Source organism: Verrucosispora sp. WMMC514 (assembly GCF_027497295.1).
Taxonomy (GTDB): Bacteria; Actinomycetota; Actinomycetes; order Mycobacteriales; family Micromonosporaceae; genus Micromonospora; species Micromonospora palythoicola.
Window position 1 is genome coordinate 4,562,431 of the sequence record NZ_CP114906.1, and the last position, 18,406, is coordinate 4,580,836.

Genomic DNA, 18,406 nt, shown 5'->3' on the forward strand with positions numbered 1-18,406 from the left:
GGGCTTTCCTTCAGGCGGCGGGCCGGAGCGAGGTGCCGCGCAGGGCCGCGGCCAACGCGTCGATGACGCGCTCCTGGTCGGCGTCGCGTAGTCCAGGGTAGAGCGGCAGCGACAACTGCTGGGCGTAGAAGGCCTCCGCCACGGGACAACTGCCGCGCCGGTAGCCGAGATCGGCGAAGGCCGGGTGCCAGTGCGCGGGGATGTAGTTCACCTGTACGCCGATGCCGGCGGCGCGCATCCGTTCGTAGATCTCGCGGCGGCGGCCGTCGAGCACCCGGATCGGGTACAGGTGCCAGGCCGGTGCCGCCCAGTCGCGTCGGCCGGGGATGAGCACGCCGGGCAGTTCCGCGAGCGCCTCGTCGTAGCGGGCCACCAGTTCGGCGCGGCGGGCGAGGAAGGCGTCCAGGCGGCGCAACTGGCTGCGGCCGAGCGCGCACAACACGTCCGGCAGCCGGTAGTTCAGGCCGAACTCGTGCACCTCCTGGTGCCAGCCGCCCTCGTCCGGCCACCGAAGTTCGTCCGGTTCCCGGACCAGCCCGATGTTGCGGAACCGGCGGGCCCGCTTGAGCAACCCCGGATCGGTGGTGGCGACCGCGCCGCCCTCGGCGGTGGTCAGGTTCTTGGTCGGGAAGAACGAGAACGTGGTCAGGTCGGCAAGTGATCCCACCGGCCGGCCCCGGTAGGTGGCGCCGATCGAGTGGGCCGCGTCGGCGAGCAGCAGCGCGTCGCCGCCGTCGAGCGCGGTCCGCAGCGCGTCGTAGTCGGCCGGGTGACCGGCGTAGTCCACCGCGGCGACGACCTTCGTCCGCTCGGTGGTCACCGCGGCCACCGCCGCCGGGTCCAGGGTGAACGTCTCCTCCTGCACGTCGGCGAAGACGATCCGGGCACCGAGGGCGACCGCGCTGCTGGCGGTGGCCACGAACGTCATCGGCGGCACGACCACCTCGTCGCCGGGGCCGACACCGGCCGCCGCGTACGCCACGTGCAGCGCGGCGGTGCCGTTGGAGACGGTCGCCACCCCGGCGCCACCGGCCCAGGCCGAGATGTCCGCCTCGAAGGCGGCCACCTCCGGGCCGGTGGTGAGCCAGTCGCTGCGCAGGGCGGCGACCACGGCGGCCACGTCGTCGTCGGTCACCGACTGGCGTCCGTACGGCAGGAAAGAACTCATGACGGCACTCCGCTGCGCTGCGTGCCGCCATGAGGCACGGAGCCGCCGAGCCTGATGATTCGCTCGCGGTGCTCGCTCATGCCGCGATGCCGAGCATCTCACGCAGCTGGGGCACGGTGAGCCACTCGTCGTTGGTGTCCGACTGGTACGCGAAGCCGTCCGCCACCGGCTCGCAGCCGACGGGCGGCTGGTAGCCCCAGGTGGCGATGGTCGGCTGCACGATGAACCGGTCCTTGGCGATCAGCGTCCGCCGGCTGTCGTCCGGGGCGATCATCTCCTCGTGCAGCTTCTCGCCGGGCCGGATGCCGATCTCGTGGGTGGTCGCGTCCGGGGCGACCGCCTCGACCAGGTCGAGGATGCGCATGCTGGGGATGCGGGGAACGAACAGCTCGCCGCCCTGCATCTGGTCGAACGAGTCGATGACGAACTGCACGGCCTGGTCCAGGGTGATCCAGAAGCGGGTCATCCGCTTGTCCGTGATCGGCAGGCTCTTGCCCTCGGCGGCGAGCCGGCGGAACAGCGGAACCACCGAGCCCCGGCTGCCGACCACGTTGCCGTAGCGCACCACGGCGAAGCGGGTCGGGTGCTGCGCCGCGTAGTGGTTGGCGGAGATGAACAGCTTGTCGCCGACCAGCTTGGTCGCGCCGTACAGGTTGATCGGGCTGGACGCCTTGTCGGTGGAGAGCGCCACCACCTTCTGCACGCCGGCCTCGATCGCCGCGTCGACGACGTGCTGTGAACCGGTGATGTTGGTGGCGATGAACTCCGACGGGTTGTACTCCGCGGTGTCGACCTGCTTGAGGGCGGCGGCGTGCACGACGTGGTCCACGCCGTGCATGGCCCGGGTCAGCCGGTGCCGGTCGCGGATGTCACCGATGAACCAGCGCAGCCGAGGGTCGTCGCCGAGCTGCTGACGCAGCTCGTACTGCTTGAGTTCGTCACGGGAGAAGACCACCACCCGGGCCGGATCGGTATCGGCGAGGAGGTGCCGCAGGAAGGTCCTGCCGAAGGAACCCGTTCCCCCGGTGACGAGGATGGACGATCCGTTCAGCTCGCTCAACTTGGTGCTCCCGTGTGTGTCGGATTCGCGGTCGGCCTGGGCCGGCCGGGTGGGAACGCTAGACGCGGCGGGTTAACGGGCCCGAGCCCTGCGGTTAACCACGTGTCGTACGGCGGTGAATGGCCGGCACCCGGTTGGCGAACACCTGCGGTCGTTGCGCCGTGCCCACCGAGCTGCGTCGACCTGGGCACTAGGGTCTCCACCCGACCGGGATCCCAGGTGCGTGCGGACGGCCGCCGTCGGCCCGGACGTGTCGTGGGAGGAACGATGACCGTCGAGGTCGAGGCGACCCGGGCCGAGCACGCGGACGCGACGGTGGCCCCGGGCGGGTCGGTGTCGCGGCGCCGCCGTCGCTGGTTGCTGCCCCTGCTGCTGGTCGGCGGCTGGCTGCTGGCGACCGCCTGGCGGATCTGGTTGGCCCGCCACGCCGGCATGCCGTTCGCGCACACCGACGAGGACAGCTACCTCAACACCGCACGCGCCCTGGCCGGCGGTCCCGGGGGGTTCAGCAGTGAGAACGAGACCCTCCGCCGGATCGGCTACCCGCTGCTGATCGCGCCGGCCTTCCTCCTGGACCGGGAGTTCCTCGACACCTACCTGCTGGTACGGGTGATCAACGCGGCGCTCAACGCGACGATCCTGCCGCTGGCGTACCTGCTCGGTCGCCGGCTGTTGGGGCTGCGATCCGGTGCGGCGCTGGCGGCGGCGGTCGGTGCGGTGACCCTGCCGGCGGTGGCCTTCCACCCCACGGTGGCGATGACCGACGCGGTGTTCGGGCCGCTGCTGCTGGCCTGGCTGCTCGCCGTGCACCGGCTGGTCGACCGACCCGGGCCGGTCGCCGCGGCGGTGTGCGGTGCCCTGGCGGGCGCGGCTCACCTGGTGCACTCGCGCGGCGTGGTGATCGTCGCCGGATTCGCGCTGCTGGTCCTGGCACTTCTCGTCCGCCGTCGGCTGGACCCGGCGGTGCTGCTGGCGGCGGTGCTGCCGGTCGCGGTCGCGGCGCTGGGCAACGAGGCGGGGGTACGGCTGCTCGGCGACACGGTGCGCCTGCTCGGCGAGCCAGCCGGCGGCAACGCCGTGCGGGCGCTCACCTCGGTCCGCGGACTGTCGCAGGTGCTGGCGTCGGTCGGTACGCAGCTGTGGTACCTGACGGTGGTCACCTTCGGGCTGGCCGGGCTGGCCGGCGCCGAGGCGGTGACCAGGGTGTGCCGCCGGAGCGGTGCCGCCGCCCGGTGGACGTTCGGGATGGCCCTGCTGACCACTGTGGGCGTCGCCGTCGGCGCGGAGGTCGTCCTGGCCGGTGTGCCGGACCGGGTGCCGGACGCCATCTACGCCCGCTACGTGCAGGTGTTCGCCCCGTTCTGGATGCTGGTCGGCGTCGGGCTGCTGTTCGGCACGGCGTACCGGCCGCTGCTGCGCCGGCTCGGGGTCACCGTGCTGCTGCTCGCGGCGGGCGGGGCACTGATCCGGCTGCGCCTGGACCACGCCGAGGCCGAGGGCGCGCGGCTGCGCTGGGGCGGGTTCAGCGCGCCGGACCTGATGGCCCTGACCGACGGGTGGCGACAGATGCGGCCCCTGGTCGGCGCCGCGATCGGGATCGCCGGTTGCCTGCTGCTGGTGCTCGTGCTGGCGATCCGTCGTCCGGCCGCGCGCACCAGCCTGCTGGCGGTCGTGCTCGCGGCGCTGGTCGTGCTCAACGTGGCGACCATGCAGGTGATCGCGCAGCGGTTGATCCGCCCGCTGGCGACCGCCGGCACGCCTGTGCCCAGCGTGACCGGGCTGGCGGTCCGGGCACCGGACCGGGTCGCCGCCTCCACCGGCGTGCCCTACCAGCTCCGGTTCAACCTCAGCCACCAGGTCACCTGGACCGAGGTGCCGTGGTTCCGGGACCGGCCGCCGGCCGACGCGGAGGTGGTCTTCGCCCGCTGGGCGCCCGGCGAGCCCGGCGACTGGGACGGCGCGCGGTACGGCTTCGTCCGGCTGGGCGGCGATCCGCAGCGGAAGTGGGCCGGATGGCGGCGCCGGTGACATTCGCGCCGGGCCGGCCAACGTAACCCGACAGCCACGTGAACAATGCGTGGACGGAATGCCAAGAATCAGCGAACGCGACGGTTCGCGCGCTCCAGGGAAATGGGGATGACGGTGATTTCCCGGCCGTCGTGCGTCTCCTGGCGGCCGGGCCCCTCCACAAAACGGAACCGACGGTTCATCTGCCGTACCGCCGTGTTGTGGGCGAGCACCTCGCCGTCGAGCCGGTCCAGCGCCAGCACGTCGAAGGCGTGGTCGACCGCCTCCCGCATCACCTCCAGCCAGGCGGGCAGCGTGTCACCCCGCTCGGCCAGCCCCTCGGCGTCCAGGTAGAACCCCCACCCGCCGGTACGCGGGCCGGACAACCGCAGGTCGAAGTAGCTGACCGCGCCGCTGGGCAAGCCGTCGCGCAGGTACGTCAGCACCCGGCGGGAGGGATCCTGGCGGACCGCCGACCACCACCGTCGGTGCTCCTCGACGGTGATGACGTGACTGGTCTTGCTGACCTGTCGGTTGATTTCCTGATTGCGCCAGGACAACATCAGGTTAACGTCGTCCTCGGTGGCGTCACGCAACACGTACCGCTCGCTTTCCGCTCCGTTCACCTGGTCACCGGGCACCCTAATCACGATTCACCTGGCTGTACACTCCGCCGCATGAAGGAATTGAGTCGGACGCAGATTCGCGACCTCATGGGCGAGGTTCTCAAGAACCAGGGCAAGGCGTTGCCCGCCGACGACGCCGCCGATCTGCGCGAGGTTGGTTTCCGGTCGCTGGACTTCTCCGAGTTGGCGCTGCGGGTCGAGGACGCCACGGGGGAGGAGCTGAACTTCGACGCTCCCGGGCTGCGCCGGATCGCCACCGTCGGTGACGTGCTGGATTTCCTCGTCGAGTTGCAGCGGCAGTGAGCGTCGAGACCGCCCCGCCGGCCCCCGTCCGTCCGGCGGGGGCGGACAACCGGATCGTCGTCGACGGTGCCACGCTGACCTGGCGCGACCTGCCGGAGCTGACTCTCCCGGAGCCCGTCGCCGCGCTGGCCCACTCGGCCCGGTACGCGCTCGCCGCCGCCCGGCACCACGCCGTGCACGGCACCGAGCTGCTGCTCAGCGCCGCCAGCCGGGTCGACGCGGCGATGCGCGCGGAGCTGCGCGACGCCGGGTTCGCGGTCACCGAGCTGGGCGCCCCGCCGGCCGGGGACGCGACGGCGCCCGCGGCGCGGACCGCCGAGCCCGGCCGGCTGTGGCTGCTGACCTCCGGCTCCACCGGTCGGCCCAAGCGGGTGGGGCACACCCTCGAATCGCTCACCACCGTGCGGGGGCAGCAGCCGGCGCGGACCTGGCTCTGCCCGTACGCCCCCGGCACGTACGCCTGGTGGCAGGTGGTCACGTTGTCGCTGACCCAGCCGGGGCAGCACCTGGTGGTGGTGGAACCGGATCAGCTCGACGACTGGCCGGCACTGGCGGCCGAGCACGGTGTGGACGCCGCCTCCGGCACCCCCACCTTCTGGCGGCGGGCCCTGCACCGCGACCCGGCCGGGCTGGCCCGGGTGCCGCTGCGGCAGCTGACCCTCGGCGGCGAACCGGTCGACCAGACCATCCTGGACCGGCTGCGGGAGGTGTTCCCGGCGGCCCGGATCTCCTGGATCTACGCCTCCTCCGAGGTCGGCGCGGCCATCGTGGTGCACGACGGGCGGGCGGGGTTCCCGGTGGACTGGCTGGACCGGGCGGCTCCGGGCCGTCCCACGGTCGGGGTGCGTGACGGGGAGCTGGTGATCACCTCGCCGTACCACGGTGCCGGGCTGGACGGTCCGGTTCGCACCGGCGACCGGGCGCAGGTGAGCGGTGACCGGGTGCTGATCACCGGTCGGCTCGACGCGGACGAGATCAACGTCGGTGGCAGCAAGGTCTCCGCCGGAGTGGTCCGTGACGTGCTGACCGCGCATCCGCGGGTGGCCTGGGCCCGGGTCACCGGTCGGCGGGCCCCGCTGCTCGGCCACATGGTCGTGGCCGAGGTGGTACCGACCGTGGGCGCCACCGCGTCGGCCGGCTCCGCCCGGCCGGCCGACGGCATCGGCCCGGCCGACCGGCGGCCGGTGCCCGCCGAGGCGACGTTGGACGAGGCGACGCTGGTGCGCTGGTGCGCCGACCGGCTGCCCGAGTACGCGGTCCCGCGGCGGATCCGTGTGCTGACCGAGATTCCCGTCAAGGAGACCCTGAAGAGCGATGTCTGACCCCACCACCCCCACCCCCGTACCGCCCAGCTCCGTGGTGCTCGTCTCCGGCGGATCCCGCGGTCTCGGTCTGGCCATCGTCACCGACCTGCTCGAATCGGGCCTGAAGGTGGCCGCCTTCGCCCGTACCGTCACACCCGAGTTGGCCAAGCTCGCCGACGCCCACCCCGAGCGGACCCACGTCGGCCCGGTCGACGTGACCGACCTCGCCGCCGCGCAGGCGTTCCTCCGCGCGGCCGAGGAGCGGCTCGGCCCGATCGACGGCCTGGTGAACAACGCGGCCGTCGGGCAGGACAGCCTGCACGTGCACACCGCCACCGCCGACATCGCCCGGATCATCGAGACCAACCTGACCGCACCGTTGCAGCTCACCCGGCTGGCGGTGCGACGGATGCTGGCCCAGGGGCGGCGCGGGCGGATCGTCAACATCACCTCGATCTGCGCGCAGCGCGGCTTCCCCGGCCTGGTCGCGTACTCCGCCACCAAGGGCGGGATGGACGCGGCGACCCGCTCGCTGGCCCGGGAACTGGGTGGGCGGGTGCTGGTCAACGCGGTCGCCCCGGGCTTCTTCGCCTCGGAGATGTCGGCGGTGCTCGGCCAGACCCAGCTCGACCAGATCGTGCGTCGTACGCCGACCGGTCAGCTGACCGAGCCGGAGGAGGTGGTGCCGGTGGTGCGATTGCTGCTGCGCGACCAGACGAACATCAACGGCCAGGTCATCGTGGTCGACGGTGCCGCCTCGATCTGACCTGCCGCAGCCGTTGTCCCGCGCCGTCGACGGCGCGGGACAACGGGTGTCCGCCCTGCTCGCCGCCGCACCACGGCACCTGCGGGTGGCGACGGTGGCCGACTCGGGTGCCGCCGTCACCCGCAGCCACCTCGGCGACGGGCGCTGTGTCGGCTGGTACGCCCCACCGGTGCCCGGGTGGCGGGTCGCGATCGACGCCGAGCGCGCCGCCACCGCGCCTCCTGTCGCCCTGGCCCGCCGGTTCGGGTCCACCGACTTCTGGGGCCGGTGGACCCGGGTGGAGTGTCTGGCCAAGCTCGCCGACGTGCCGGTGGCCACCTGGTGGCACCGGCACGGCCTGGAGGTGCCGCCCGGCACCGCCTGGCTGTGGCGCACCCTGCCGTTGGACGACCTGGTCGTCACCGTCGCCTTCACCCCCGCCGACCCGGCCGACCGGGCCGACCGCGTCGGCCGAGGATCGCGCACTTTCCCCGACGGTGCGGTGTCCGGCACCGGCTGAGACCGCACCATCACCGAAGTTGTGCGGGCTCCGGTGTTTCCGGGCGCGAGCTGGTGCTGCGCAGGCTCCAGGCGATCGACACCGCGATCGTCGCCACGATGACGCCCAGGGTCACCGGGATGGGCAGCTTGCCGGCCGGGGTCTCGGACAGGATGAGCTTGACCCCGGCGAAGGCCAGCAGCACCGCCAGGCCGTAGTGCAGGTGCACGAAGCGGCGGAGCAGGCCGGCGAGGCAGAAGTACAGGCTGCGCAGCCCGAGGATCGCGAACGCGTTGGCGGTCCACACGATGAACGTGCTGGTGGTGATGGCGAGGATCGCCGCGACCGAATCGATCGCGAAGATCAGATCGGTGGTCTCGACCGCGATCAGGACCACGAACAGCAGGGTCGCGACCCGCCTGCCGTTGATCCGGGTGAAGAACCGGTCGCCGTGGTAGGCCGGATCGGTCGGCACGAGACGGCGTACCAGGCGTACCACCGGGTTGCGGTCCGGCGGGGTCTGCTCGCCGTGCCGGAACGCCATCTTGTAGGCGGTCACGATGAGGAACGCACCGAGCAGGTACGCGGTCCAGAAGAACGTCTCCAGCAGTTCCGCGCCGACGAAGATGAACACGAACCGGAACACCAGCGCACCGATGACGCCCCAGAACAGGACCTTGTGCTGGTACGCGGCGGGAACCGCGAAGTAGGCGAAGATCATCGCGAAGACGAACACGTTGTCGATGGACAGCGCCTTCTCGATCAGATAGCCGGCGAAGTAGGTGCCGGCCACGTCACCGCCCTGCCACGCCCACAGGATCACCCCGAACAGCAGGCCGGCGGCGATCCAGATGCCCGACCAGGTCGCGGCCTCGCGGAAGCCTATGACGTGGTTGTCACGGTGCAGGAACAGGTCGATCGCCAGCATCACGGCGATCGCCAGCATCAGCAGGGCCCAGACCCACCAGGAGACAGACACCGGGAAGACCTCTCGTCCGGCCGGACGCGGCGTCCGGCGTCGCAAGACGAAGGTCTCCCCGGCCACCGGTGTGGTGGCCGCGTCACCGGGGCCCGGATCGGCCGGGCCCGTACTGACGGTGGCGCGCAGTGCGTCGGGTACTCCCCCTCGAACTACGTACCATTATTCACGAAGCAAGCTTCGTGCGTCAAGGCTGCTCCGGCTCGTCCGGTCGGGCCACTCCGATCGGTGGTCCGTCGCGGGTGGCCCCGAGCACCGACCAGCCGCGCAGCGCCGCGAGGAAGGGCAGTGACCGGGAGAGCACCTCGTCGACGAACCTGTCGCCGTCCGGTGGCCGATCGAACCGGGGCCCCAGCTCGTCCACCAGCCGCGCGTGCACGCGTCGGAGAACCTGGTCGGGATCCGCGTCGGCTGCCGCCGGCTCACTGGTCGCCAGCAGCAGATGACGGCCCAGGTACCGACTGGCGATGGTGTCCTGAAGGCGCAGCAGGGCGTACGCCAGTTCCTCCGCCCGGGGGCGCAGGCCGCGCCAGGGATCGCACCTGGCTGCCAGCAGGGCCGCGACGGTGACCGCGGCGATCTGCTCCAGGGCGGGCTCGATGTCGTAGTCCCGGCGGCGGGGCCGGTAGGTGAGGGCGACAAGCGGATACCGACGTACGGTGTCGTCGACCTCCCGCAGGCTCGCCGCCCAGGCCGTACACCGCTCGCGGGCCACGTCGACCCCCTCGTCGGTCAGGCTCCGGGCGAGCAGGCCCACCCCGTCGGTGCCGCGAACCTGGTCGTAGATGGTCAGCGCGAACCGGTTACGGACCGTCAGCCCGGTGATCAGCTCGATGAGATAGGTGGCCAGCGCGGCGAAGAAGCCGAAGCCGAGGGCGGCGGCGGTCACCGCGAACAGCTTCTGCGCGCCGGTGTCCGGGGTGAGATCGCCGAAGCCGAGCACGGTCAGCAGCCCGGTGGCGTAGTAGAGGGCGTCGACGAAGCCGGCCGGTCCGTAACCGGTGACCCGGTGGTAGCCGTCCAGATTCGGCCAGACGACGAGCGCGACCCCGAGCACCAGCGGCCCGAGCCAGGCGAGGAACGTGCCGGTGACCAGCACCGGCCCCGCCCAGACCAGCGGCGTGCGGCGCGGCGTGCGGCGTCGGCCGCTGGTCAGTGACGAGGCTCGCCAGACCAGCCGCCGGACCGTACGGGCGATCGGTCCCTCCGCGTCCGGGTGCAGCACGGTGAGCCAGACGTCGATCACCACCACGGCGATCAGTGCCAGGCCCGCCGCCACCGCTACCAAGGTCATACGCAGAGGTATACCCGTCCGCCGGCGATCGGCACGGCGCGCCCCGGCACCGTCAGACGAGGTCCCAGCTCAGCGCGGTGCCACGGGCCACGTCGGCGGTGAACCGGCGGCCCAGCACCCGGTCGATCTCGACCGGGGGGAGCCCACCGGCCGGCCGGATCGAGCGGACGTTGTGCACGGTCACCTCGTCACCGGCCCGCACGTCCGCCACCACGTACAACGAGCGCCGGAAACGCAGGCCCTCCTGCTCGGCGGGGGTCGGCCCGACCGCCGTGCCGCCCAGTGCCGCGTACGCCCGCTCCGACTCGACCACCAGAGCGGCCAGCTCGGTCGGGTTGAGGGAGAAGTCGGAGTCCACCCCGCCGTCGGCGCGGTCCAGCGTGACGTGCTTCTCGATGAAGCAGGCGCCGAGCGCCACCGAGGCGACCGGCACCCCGATGCCGGGGGTGTGGTCGGACAGGCCCACCGGTACGCCGAACGCGTCGGCCAGCACCGGGATGCGGCGCAGGTTGCTGTCGGCCGGCGGCGCCGGGTAGGAGGCGGTGCAGGCCAACAGGACGATCCCGCCGGCACCGCCGTCGCGGGCGGTCCGCACGGCGGCGTCGATCTCGGCGAGGGTGGCCATCCCGGTCGAGATGACCATCGGCTTGCCGGTGGCCGCGACCAGCCGGATCAGCGGCAGGTCGACCAGCTCCGACGAAGCGATCTTGTACGCCGGGGCGTCCAGCTCCTCAAGCAGGTCCACCGCGGTGGCGTCGAACGGGGAGGAGAAGACGGTCAGCCCCAGGGCGCGCGCCCGCTCGAAGATCGGCCGGTGCCACTCGTACGGAGTGTGCGCCTTCTCGTAGAGCCGGTACAGGTTCTGCCCGCCCCACAGCTCGTGTCCGCCGGAGATGCGGAAGTCCGGCGTGTCCACGTCGATGGTGATGGTGTCCGGCCGGTACGTCTGCAGCTTCAGCGCGTGCGCCCCGCTGGCCGCCACCGCGTCCACGATGGACAGTGCCCGGTCCAGGTCGCCGTTGTGGTTGCCGGACATCTCGGCCACCACGAAGGGGCGTTCCCCGGTGCCGACCAGATGCGAGCCGATCTTGAAGGTCATTCCGATCCGTTTCCGTGCGTGCTTACCAACGTGCGATCTCGGGCCGGGCCGTCCGCTGCCGGGCCCGTCCCGTCCGTCAGGGGATCCCCACCGGCGCCGCCCCGCAACCGGCCGGCGAGCCGGTGGGCCCGCCGCAGCGCCGCGTACGCCAGGTAGCTGTCGCGGCCGACCAGCCGGTGCTTGAGCCCCGACACCCCGCCCGGCCGGGGGTAGCCGCCACTGGGCAGGTACCTGCGGTAGTGCGCGGCCACCCGGCGGAAGAAGTCCCGGCGCAGGTGTGGGTGCAGCCGGTCGTCGTTGCCGACCACCACCAGGAAGTGGTTCACCATCAGGTCGAACAGCTCGGCGTGCCAGCGCCCGTCGGGATGCCGGTGCCGCAGCCAGGCGAAGAGGCGGTCGTACTGCTCGAAGGAGTCGAAGTGCCGTCCGCTGCGCGTCGAGGTGATCGCGCCCTGGCGACCCTGGCGGTACAGATAACAGACCCGGTCCAGCACGCTGATCCGCTCCGCGCCGACCAGCAGCGGGTGGCTGAACGGGATGTCCTCGTACCAGCCGGGGTGGAAGCGCAGCCCCAGCTCGGCCATGAACTCCCGGCGTACCACCTTGTTCCAGGCGGTGTGCTGCACCCGCAGCAGTTGCGGTCGGTCGGCCAGCCGCACCACGCCGGGGGTGCCGCGCAGCAGCCGGCTGCTGGCGTCCACCTCTTCGCGTCCGCACTCGTGCACCCGCAGGTGGTCGACCATCATCACGTCGGGGCGGTCCACCCGCAGCCGGTCCAGCACCGCCGGGATCGTGCCGGCCGGCAGCCAGTCGTCGCTGTCGATGAACCAGACGTACCGGCCGGTGGCGACGTCCAGGCCCGCGTTGCGGGCCGGCCCGAGGCCGACGTTGCGGGCCAGGTGCAGCACGCGCAGCCCGGGATGCTCGGTGGCGTACTCGCGCAGCAGGTCACCGCACCGGTCCGGTGAGGCGTCGTCGACGGCGACCACCTCGACCCGCGTCGCCTCGTCGGCGGGGATGTCGGCGTGGATCGAGTCCAGGCACTGGCGCAGGTACGCCTCGACGCCGTAAACCGGCACGACGATGCTCAGCAGCGGCGTTGGCGTCGGCTGTGTGACCACCCGGAAACAATTGGCCACCCGGGTGGACAGACCTGGAACCTGACGTGACCGGCGACGGTTCAGTAATTGAACAGCCGGCCGGCACCAGGTTAACGGCTCAGGATGCGGCGTACCGGTGCCGGAACGGCCTTCTTGATCCGCGACCGGAACCGGTCCGGGCGCTGCTGCTGGAGCTGCTCGCGGAGTTCGGCGTCCCGGTCGTAGAGCCACTGGATCCGGTGCAGCAGCACCTCCGGTGCGGTCGCCAGGGCCGGCCGGACCGCCGGTGGGAAGGTCGTCGCGCGGACCTGGGCGTCGAATGCCGCCGGACTGTCCCCGTCGGCGAAGGCGTTGCCCAGGTCGTGCTTGGCGAGGAAGGCGAGCATCGTGGCGAAGCGCGCCTTGTGCCCGTTGATCATCCCGGAGTAGTCGGCCTCGTCGTACAACTGGGCGGCGTCGACGTCCTTGGGCACGTCCCGCATGACCCGGTGCGGGATCTCGAAGTACCGGGCCAGTTCCAGGGTGCGCGAGTCGTGCGCGAACAGGTAGCCGGGCGTGCCGGCCAGCAGCGAGACGATCGTGCCGTGGATGCGGGTGCCGAAGTTGAAGTCGAAGCCGGTGAGGTAGTCGATCCAGGTCCACGGGTCGACGAACATCCGCACCTTGTCCTCGGTGAACAACGGATGCGAGGTGTGCAGCGGGATCGCGCTGGTCTTGCCCCGGTCCTCCGGCGCGTCGCCGTAGAGCAGGGTGCCCAGGGTCTTCAGGTCCTGCGGGATGTAGCGCAGGTTGGGGTAGCGCTGCTGGTGTGACTGGATGATCTTCGCCATCGACTTCACGTACGGCGAGACGGTCAGCGCGATCCGGTCGTCGGTGCCGAGCGTGGCCTTGCGCTTCTCCACCGGCAGGGTGTCCCCGTGCAGGAACATCGACGGGCAGCCGATCTCCTCGACGGCGGAGAAACCGAGCGTACGCAGGTAGCTCGCGGTGATCTCGCCGCGTACCCCGATGCTGTGCGAGCGGTCGAGCACCGCGCGGCAGAACCGGCTGACCGACTCGTCGATCGGTCGCAGGTACTCCCGGTCACCGTCGACGTTCGTCTGCACGCCCACGCCGAGCACCACGACCGGGATCTTCAGCCGCTCGATGAGGTTCGTCATCGCGTCCACCCGGTGCGCGTAGCTGCGGCGGAACGCGTTGGCCAGCGGCACCACGAAGACGTCGTACTTCTCGTTGATCCGGTCCGCCGCGCGCGGGTTGACCACGAACCGGTTGGAGGTGATCTCGACGCCGGGCGCGCCCAGCAGCTTGTGCGCGGCGTGGCTGAACACCAGGTTGCCGACGTTGTCACCGATCAGGTTCCGGTCGAACGTCTCCTCCGGGGAGTTGATCTCGAAGGGCTCCTTGCGGGCTCGCATCAGGATCCGCTGGTGCATCGCTGGCTCTGCCTCTCGTCGGTGCGTCCGCCCCACGCCCCCGGGTCGCCAGGTAACGGGGTGGTGTCCCTCTCGGGTCTCGGAATAGTAGGTCACGGGACCGGCAGATGACACCTGCGGCGGTTGCGGGAGTTCTGTACTGATCTGTGGGTCAGCGCCCGAGTGCATCCGGTATGCCACCGCCACCGGCCGCACCGGCCGCCGACGGCGGGCGTGCCGGGCAGTCCAGGTGGACCGAGGTTCAGTGGGTAGGGTTCCGGGGTGACCAGCACCATCGCCGTCGATCGACCGACGCCCGCCGCCGGGCCCGGGTATGCGAGCCGCCTGCCGTCGCTGACCGGTCTGCGGTGGATCGCCGCGCTGCTGGTCTTCGGTTTCCACGCCGGCACCATGCGCATCATCGCCGACCCCGGCCCGCAGGCGGTGGTGGGGGAGATCTTCACCCTGGGCCTGTCCGGGGTGCAGTTCTTCTTCATCCTCAGCGGCTTCGTGCTGGTCTGGTCGATGCGGCCGGGCGCCTCCCGCCGCCGGTTCTGGCGGCGACGGTTCGCCAAGATCTATCCGAACCATCTGGTGCTGTGGGCGCTGGCCATGCTGGCGATGCTCTGGTTCGCCGATCCGATCAACCCGGTGGCGGCGCTGGAGAACCTCTTCCTCGTCCAGGCCTGGGATCCCCGGCCCGGCCACTTCTACAGCGTCAACAACGTCAGTTGGTCGCTCTCCTGCGAACTGTTCTTCTACCTGTGTCTGCCGCTGGTGCTGCCGGCGGTGCGGCGGGCCCGACCCTGGTTGCTGTGGGCCGTGGTGATCGCGGTGCCGCTGCTCATCCTGGCGCTGTGGCCCGGGCAGGCCCTGGTGCCGGAGGCGGACCGCTGGTGGTTCGCCCAGGTCTTCCCGCTGGTCCGTTCGCTGGAGTTCTGGATGGGCGTGGCCGCCGCCGAACTCATGCTGCGTGGTCGCTGGCGGGGTCCTCGGCTGCCGCTGGCCAGTCTGATCTTCGTGCTGACCTGGGTGGCGGCCTCCCAGTGGATCCCGGCCGAGTTCTGGACGGCACTGCTGTCGGCGGCGTACGTCCTGGTGATCGCGGCGGCGGCCGACGCGGACGTGCACGGGCGGCGCTCACCGCTGCGCTCCCGACCGATGGTCTGGCTGGGCGAGGTCTCCTTCGCCTTCTACCTGGTGCACGTCTTCGTGATCATGACGATCCTGCGGGTCACCGGCGACTGGGGCACCGGCCTGCCCGGCTGGTGGGGCCCGGTCGCGGTGATCGGATTCCTGCTGCTCACCCTGGGCCTGGCCGCGCTGTTGCAGCGGTACGTGGAGCAGCCGATGATGCGTCTCCTGGCCCCGTCCCGGCCACCCCGACCCGGCCCGCAGGACGGCGAGCCCGCGACGCCGGGTGGCGGGTGGTCCGCGACGCCGGCTGGCCCGGGGCGAGCCACGGAGTCGCGCGGTGCCCCGCGATCGGGGACGCCGGGCGGACCGGTCGTGGACGGGCTGCCGCGCCAGCGGATGTCCGGTGGCGGCGATGTGGACCTCGCCACCGGCCCGGGGCAGGACCGCTCCGTCCAGCAGGGACGGTAGGCGACCGGCGGGCTGACCTGCGTGTATCGACGTACGTACCCGACGCGCCGGACGGTGCGACACGCCCGGTGACCGGTGCGTGCGGGCCGCCGGTGGCGGTAGCGTGACGAGGTGCTTCCCGCCGCGCCCGCCCGTCCGTTGTGGTGGTTGGCGCGCTGGGCCGCGCGGCTGCTGACCGGGCTCGCGGTCGCCGCCGCCTTCTCCCTCGGCGCCTGGGCACTGCCCGACCGGGCACCCGCCGCCGCACCGTCGGCCGAGGCCGCCGTACCGGCCGCCGTCGCACGGGACCTGGCTCGCGAAGTCGCCGTACCCCTCGACCTGGCCGGTCCCGACCTGGTGACCGGCCTCGACCGGGCCGGCCTGGCGATGCCGACCGTGCGCGGCGCCGGTGGCACCGACCTGGCCGGGGCCTCCGGACCGCGCGTTGGTGACCCGGCGGAAGCCTCCGGGTCGCCGATCGCGCGGGACGCCGGTGACTCCGTCGGGTCCGGGATGCCCTCGCTGCCGCCGGCGGCCGATGGCCAGCCCGGGCTGACGGCGCTCGGCAGCGGCACCGCCGGCGTCACGCGGGGGTCGCCGGCTCCGGTTGCGGGTGTCCGGGCCGCCCGCGCCCCACCGCACGCCTGATCCTGGCGACCCTTTCCTCGCCTCCGCGCCGCGCCCGGCCGCGCACCCGCGCCAAGCACGGCCAGCCCGTTGCCGTCGGTCGCGCCGTCGATGCGCGCCATGACCGGCGGCACCGCCCGCCTCAACCCGGCAACCGCGCCGCATCGCCATCCGCTGCCGGTACGACCACCGACGCCGTACCGATCTCCGCCGAGGTGCCGACATGGAGAAGACCGTTCTCTACCAGTTCCTGATCGAGGTGCCACGCGCCGCCGCCATCTGGTCGGTCCTGCTGGTGCTCGCGCTGGGCGTGCTCACCGTGCTGGTCGCCCGCCCGGAGCCGGCCGGGCCGGTGGAGAAGACCACCGACCCGGACGCGCTCCGCGCCGCGGCCGACGAGGCCGACCTGCGCCGATACGCCGGGGAGGTGGCGGTCGCGGCAGCCGGCGCCGGCCAGAACGCCGAGCGGCGGCGTACGGCGTGGCGGGTGGCCCAGGCGGAGCTGGACCGCGCCTGGGCCGGGTACGACGAGGCGGAGGCCGCCGCCCGGCGGCTGGCCGGTGTCACCGGACTGCCGGCCCCGCGCACTCCGCGCACCCCGGCCGAGTACGCGGCTCGGGAACGCTGGCTGCACCGGGCGGCGATGGCTGCCCACTGGCGCGGTGACCTGACCGCCCGGCAGCTCACCGACGTACTGGCGCACCGGTCCGGCTGGGATCCCCGACGTCACCCGGCCGAGCAGGAGGCCGTTCTCGCCCGGGTGGTACGCGACAACCGCCTGGCCGCCTATCGATCGGCCGCCGGGCGGGAACGTGACCTGTGGCGGGCGGCGGAACTGGCCACCGAGGCGGCCCGCGCCCTCTCCGCCGAGGCGTACGCGGCCGCCGCGCGGCTCCGGCCGAACCGACCGCCCGTCTCCGGACGCGCCATCGTCGAGCGGTCCGGCCTGGTCCCGCGCTGGCGTCCGGCTCGGCTCGGCTGAAATTCCGTGAGCTGGGTCACATTGGTGCGAAATTCGGTCACTGTTCGTAGGTAAGACGTTTGTCGCAGTAATCCCCGCCGACTTTTCTCCCTGCCGTCCGGTTGTCACCCGTTGGTGCCCGGAATGCCGTCGGTCCCATTGAGCGACGCCAGTTCCCAGGTACCCGAAAATTGCCCCGCTCGATCATGTTTAAGCAGGTCAGAGCGGGTTGGCTTCAAGGTGACCGGCCAGTAGTGTCAGCGCGTCCGGTGCGGTAACCGATCGCAGGAAGCGACGCCGTACCGACCCGCTCAATCGTGAACTCACGAACCGGGGACCCACTGCACCACTGGGGTGAATCCGCGAGCCTCGGCCCGCGGTAGGGCGTCTTCCCGCCCGAATCCGTCAGCTAACCCGGTCGGCGGTGACGGAAGGAGTACCAACCCTCGTGCGGTCCGATGTGATCCCCCCGTTCCCCCACCTCCACGGCACCGCGGTGCCCGTGCTCGCCGGCCCGACCGCCGCGAGCTGACCCCGGTCATCGCCACCGCCCGGGTTCTTCCGGGCGTACCCCTTGAACGGCCTGTCCCGCTCGCCCAGGCGGTCGTCGGCGTTCCGTTGCCGACCCGACCGCCGGAGCCGGTGTGCCGTTCTCCCCTCAGCCCGTGGAGGAATCCGTGAAGCACACCCTTTCCCGCCGGCTCCGCCGGCTGGTCAGCGAACGCCCCTATCAGCTCGTTGCCGGATCCGCCGTGGCGCTCGTCCTGGCCACCGGCACCGGCGCCGCCCTGGCCGGCACCGGGAACACCCCGGCCCCCACGCGGGCCACCACCGCCGCCGAACTGTCCGGCGACACGGTGGCCGCGCCGAGCCAGGCGGAGGTCGCGCCGGCCACCGCCGCGCCGAGCAGCGCCGCGCCGAGCAGCGCCGCGCCGAGCAGCGCCGCGCCGAGCAGCGCCGCACCGGCCAGCCCGGCACCGGCAAGCGCCGCCGCCTCGCCGTCGCCGAAGCCCAGCTCGGCCACCCCGGACCCGGACCTGACCAGCAAGAAAGCGGCACCGAAGCCGCCGGCCTCGAAGGTTCTGGACTACGACCACCAGGCCCAGATCAACGGCTACTACTGCGGTCCCGCCGCGGTGCGTAACGCGCTGAGTGCCGCCGGTGTCGCGCGCAGCCAGGACGCCCTGGCCGGCCAGCTCGGCACCACGTTCGCCGGCACCAACTCGGCCGAGGACACCACCCGCGTTCTCAACGCCGTCGTCAAGGGTGACCCGTACGAGACCACGATGATCCGTGGCGGTGCGGCCACCCCGGCCCAGATGGACCAGCTTCAGGAAGACGTCGTCGCCGCCGTCACCGACGGGCGGGGTGTCGTGGTGAACGTCGCCGGCACCGTCACCGACACCGACGGTCGCTGGCACTCCTTCCCCGGCGGGCACTACATCGCCGTGGTCGGCTACCAGGACTCCGGGCGGCTGGTGAAGATCGCCGACTCGGCGGACGCCTCGTACCCGTCGTACTGGCTCAGCACCATCGATCTCGCCAACTGGGCCGCCACCCGCGGCTACTCGGCCTGATCGCATCGTCCCGCTTTACACACGGAAGCCCTCGGCCCGCCGGCCGAGGGCTTCCGTT

General features: G+C 72.2%; 17 protein-coding genes and 1 riboswitch. Of the genes, 9 read left to right on the top strand and 8 right to left on the bottom strand.

Annotated features, from left to right (window positions below; genetic code table 11):
• Positions 1–10: 10 nt before the first annotated feature.
• Together O7597_RS21265 and pseB are read right to left on the bottom strand one after the other, a co-directional pair.
• The gene (locus O7597_RS21265; protein ID WP_269738996.1) at positions 11–1,168 is read right to left on the bottom strand and encodes a DegT/DnrJ/EryC1/StrS family aminotransferase; all 1,158 of its coding nucleotides are present in this window, start codon (positions 1,166–1,168) and stop codon (positions 11–13) included.
• Between the two features lie 76 nt (positions 1,169–1,244).
• Positions 1,245–2,228, bottom strand: a complete 984-nt coding sequence (pseB, locus tag O7597_RS21270; RefSeq protein WP_269738995.1) for a UDP-N-acetylglucosamine 4,6-dehydratase (inverting) — start codon at positions 2,226–2,228, stop codon at positions 1,245–1,247.
• 267 nt (positions 2,229–2,495) lie between these two features.
• Between pseB and O7597_RS21275 the strand changes: the two genes are divergently transcribed.
• On the top strand, positions 2,496–4,256 hold the full coding sequence (locus O7597_RS21275; RefSeq protein WP_281580509.1) for a glycosyltransferase family 39 protein: 1,761 nt from the start codon (positions 2,496–2,498) through the stop codon (positions 4,254–4,256).
• A gap of 68 nt (positions 4,257–4,324) precedes the next feature.
• Here the strand turns inward: O7597_RS21275 and O7597_RS21280 are convergent, their stop codons facing one another.
• Positions 4,325–4,861: a GNAT family N-acetyltransferase gene (locus O7597_RS21280; protein ID WP_281580510.1), complete on the bottom strand. Its 537-nt coding sequence runs from the start codon at positions 4,859–4,861 to the stop codon at positions 4,325–4,327.
• A 51-nt stretch (positions 4,862–4,912) separates the two neighbouring features.
• Here O7597_RS21280 and O7597_RS21285 point away from each other — a divergent pair, with 51 nt between their 5' ends.
• From O7597_RS21285 to O7597_RS21300, 4 genes are read left to right on the top strand one after another with little or no spacing between them, the layout of a single operon-like run.
• On the top strand, positions 4,913–5,164 hold the full coding sequence (locus O7597_RS21285) for an acyl carrier protein (RefSeq protein ID WP_269738992.1): 252 nt from the start codon (positions 4,913–4,915) through the stop codon (positions 5,162–5,164).
• Positions 5,161–6,486 (top strand): AMP-binding protein, encoded by a 1,326-nt coding sequence (locus tag O7597_RS21290; RefSeq protein ID WP_281580511.1) that lies wholly within the window; start codon positions 5,161–5,163, stop codon positions 6,484–6,486. Before O7597_RS21285 ends, O7597_RS21290 begins: the two co-directional genes overlap by 4 nt.
• Positions 6,479–7,234, top strand: a complete 756-nt coding sequence (locus O7597_RS21295; protein WP_269738990.1) for an SDR family NAD(P)-dependent oxidoreductase — start codon at positions 6,479–6,481, stop codon at positions 7,232–7,234. The genes O7597_RS21290 and O7597_RS21295 overlap by 8 nt, the downstream gene beginning before the upstream one ends.
• On the top strand, positions 7,218–7,733 hold the full coding sequence (locus tag O7597_RS21300) for a hypothetical protein (protein ID WP_269738989.1): 516 nt from the start codon (positions 7,218–7,220) through the stop codon (positions 7,731–7,733). The genes O7597_RS21295 and O7597_RS21300 overlap by 17 nt, the downstream gene beginning before the upstream one ends.
• A gap of 10 nt (positions 7,734–7,743) precedes the next feature.
• Here the strand turns inward: O7597_RS21300 and O7597_RS21305 are convergent, their stop codons facing one another.
• The 5 genes from O7597_RS21305 to O7597_RS21325 all read right to left on the bottom strand — a co-directional run bounded on the left by O7597_RS21305 (position 7,744) and on the right by O7597_RS21325 (position 13,620).
• Positions 7,744–8,691 (bottom strand): TerC family protein, encoded by a 948-nt coding sequence (locus tag O7597_RS21305; protein ID WP_269738988.1) that lies wholly within the window; start codon positions 8,689–8,691, stop codon positions 7,744–7,746.
• Between the two features lie 187 nt (positions 8,692–8,878).
• Positions 8,879–9,985 (bottom strand): potassium channel family protein, encoded by a 1,107-nt coding sequence (locus tag O7597_RS21310; RefSeq protein WP_269738987.1) that lies wholly within the window; start codon positions 9,983–9,985, stop codon positions 8,879–8,881.
• 52 nt (positions 9,986–10,037) lie between these two features.
• A complete protein-coding gene (pseI, locus tag O7597_RS21315) occupies positions 10,038–11,090 on the bottom strand; it encodes a pseudaminic acid synthase (RefSeq protein WP_269742594.1) in 1,053 nt (350 codons plus the stop codon).
• Complete coding sequence (locus O7597_RS21320; RefSeq protein WP_269738986.1) at positions 11,081–12,205, bottom strand: glycosyltransferase; 1,125 nt, start codon at positions 12,203–12,205, stop codon at positions 11,081–11,083. The genes pseI and O7597_RS21320 overlap by 10 nt, the downstream gene beginning before the upstream one ends.
• Positions 12,206–12,294: 89 nt before the next feature.
• Positions 12,295–13,620, bottom strand: a complete 1,326-nt coding sequence (locus O7597_RS21325; RefSeq protein ID WP_269738985.1) for a polysaccharide pyruvyl transferase family protein — start codon at positions 13,618–13,620, stop codon at positions 12,295–12,297.
• Between the two features lie 261 nt (positions 13,621–13,881).
• On the opposite strand from O7597_RS21325, the gene O7597_RS21330 reads away from it, so the two are divergent.
• From O7597_RS21330 to O7597_RS21345, 4 genes are all read left to right on the top strand, one after another.
• Positions 13,882–15,204, top strand: a complete 1,323-nt coding sequence (locus tag O7597_RS21330) for an acyltransferase (RefSeq protein ID WP_281580512.1) — start codon at positions 13,882–13,884, stop codon at positions 15,202–15,204.
• Positions 15,205–15,315: 111 nt separating this feature from the next.
• Complete coding sequence (locus O7597_RS21335; protein ID WP_281580513.1) at positions 15,316–15,831, top strand: hypothetical protein; 516 nt, start codon at positions 15,316–15,318, stop codon at positions 15,829–15,831.
• Positions 15,832–16,033: 202 nt separating this feature from the next.
• Entirely contained in the window at positions 16,034–16,792 is a 759-nt protein-coding gene (locus O7597_RS21340) for a hypothetical protein (protein ID WP_269738982.1), read from the top strand.
• Positions 16,793–17,069: 277 nt separating this feature from the next.
• Positions 17,070–17,210: riboswitch (cyclic di-AMP (ydaO/yuaA leader) on the top strand.
• 226 nt (positions 17,211–17,436) lie between these two features.
• Positions 17,437–18,348 (top strand): C39 family peptidase, encoded by a 912-nt coding sequence (locus O7597_RS21345; protein WP_281580514.1) that lies wholly within the window; start codon positions 17,437–17,439, stop codon positions 18,346–18,348.
• Positions 18,349–18,406 lie beyond the last annotated feature (58 nt).

Coding starts and splice junctions, on each gene's coding strand:
- O7597_RS21265 (WP_269738996.1), bottom strand. CDS start 1,168: ATGAGTTCTTTCCTGCCGTACGGACGCCAGTCGGTGACCGACGACGAC.
- O7597_RS21275 (WP_281580509.1), top strand. CDS start 2,496: ATGACCGTCGAGGTCGAGGCGACCCGGGCCGAGCACGCGGACGCGACG.
- O7597_RS21285 (WP_269738992.1), top strand. CDS start 4,913: ATGAAGGAATTGAGTCGGACGCAGATTCGCGACCTCATGGGCGAGGTT.
- O7597_RS21295 (WP_269738990.1), top strand. CDS start 6,479: ATGTCTGACCCCACCACCCCCACCCCCGTACCGCCCAGCTCCGTGGTG.
- O7597_RS21310 (WP_269738987.1), bottom strand. CDS start 9,985: ATGACCTTGGTAGCGGTGGCGGCGGGCCTGGCACTGATCGCCGTGGTG.
- O7597_RS21325 (WP_269738985.1), bottom strand. CDS start 13,620: ATGCACCAGCGGATCCTGATGCGAGCCCGCAAGGAGCCCTTCGAGATC.
- O7597_RS21340 (WP_269738982.1), top strand. CDS start 16,034: ATGGAGAAGACCGTTCTCTACCAGTTCCTGATCGAGGTGCCACGCGCC.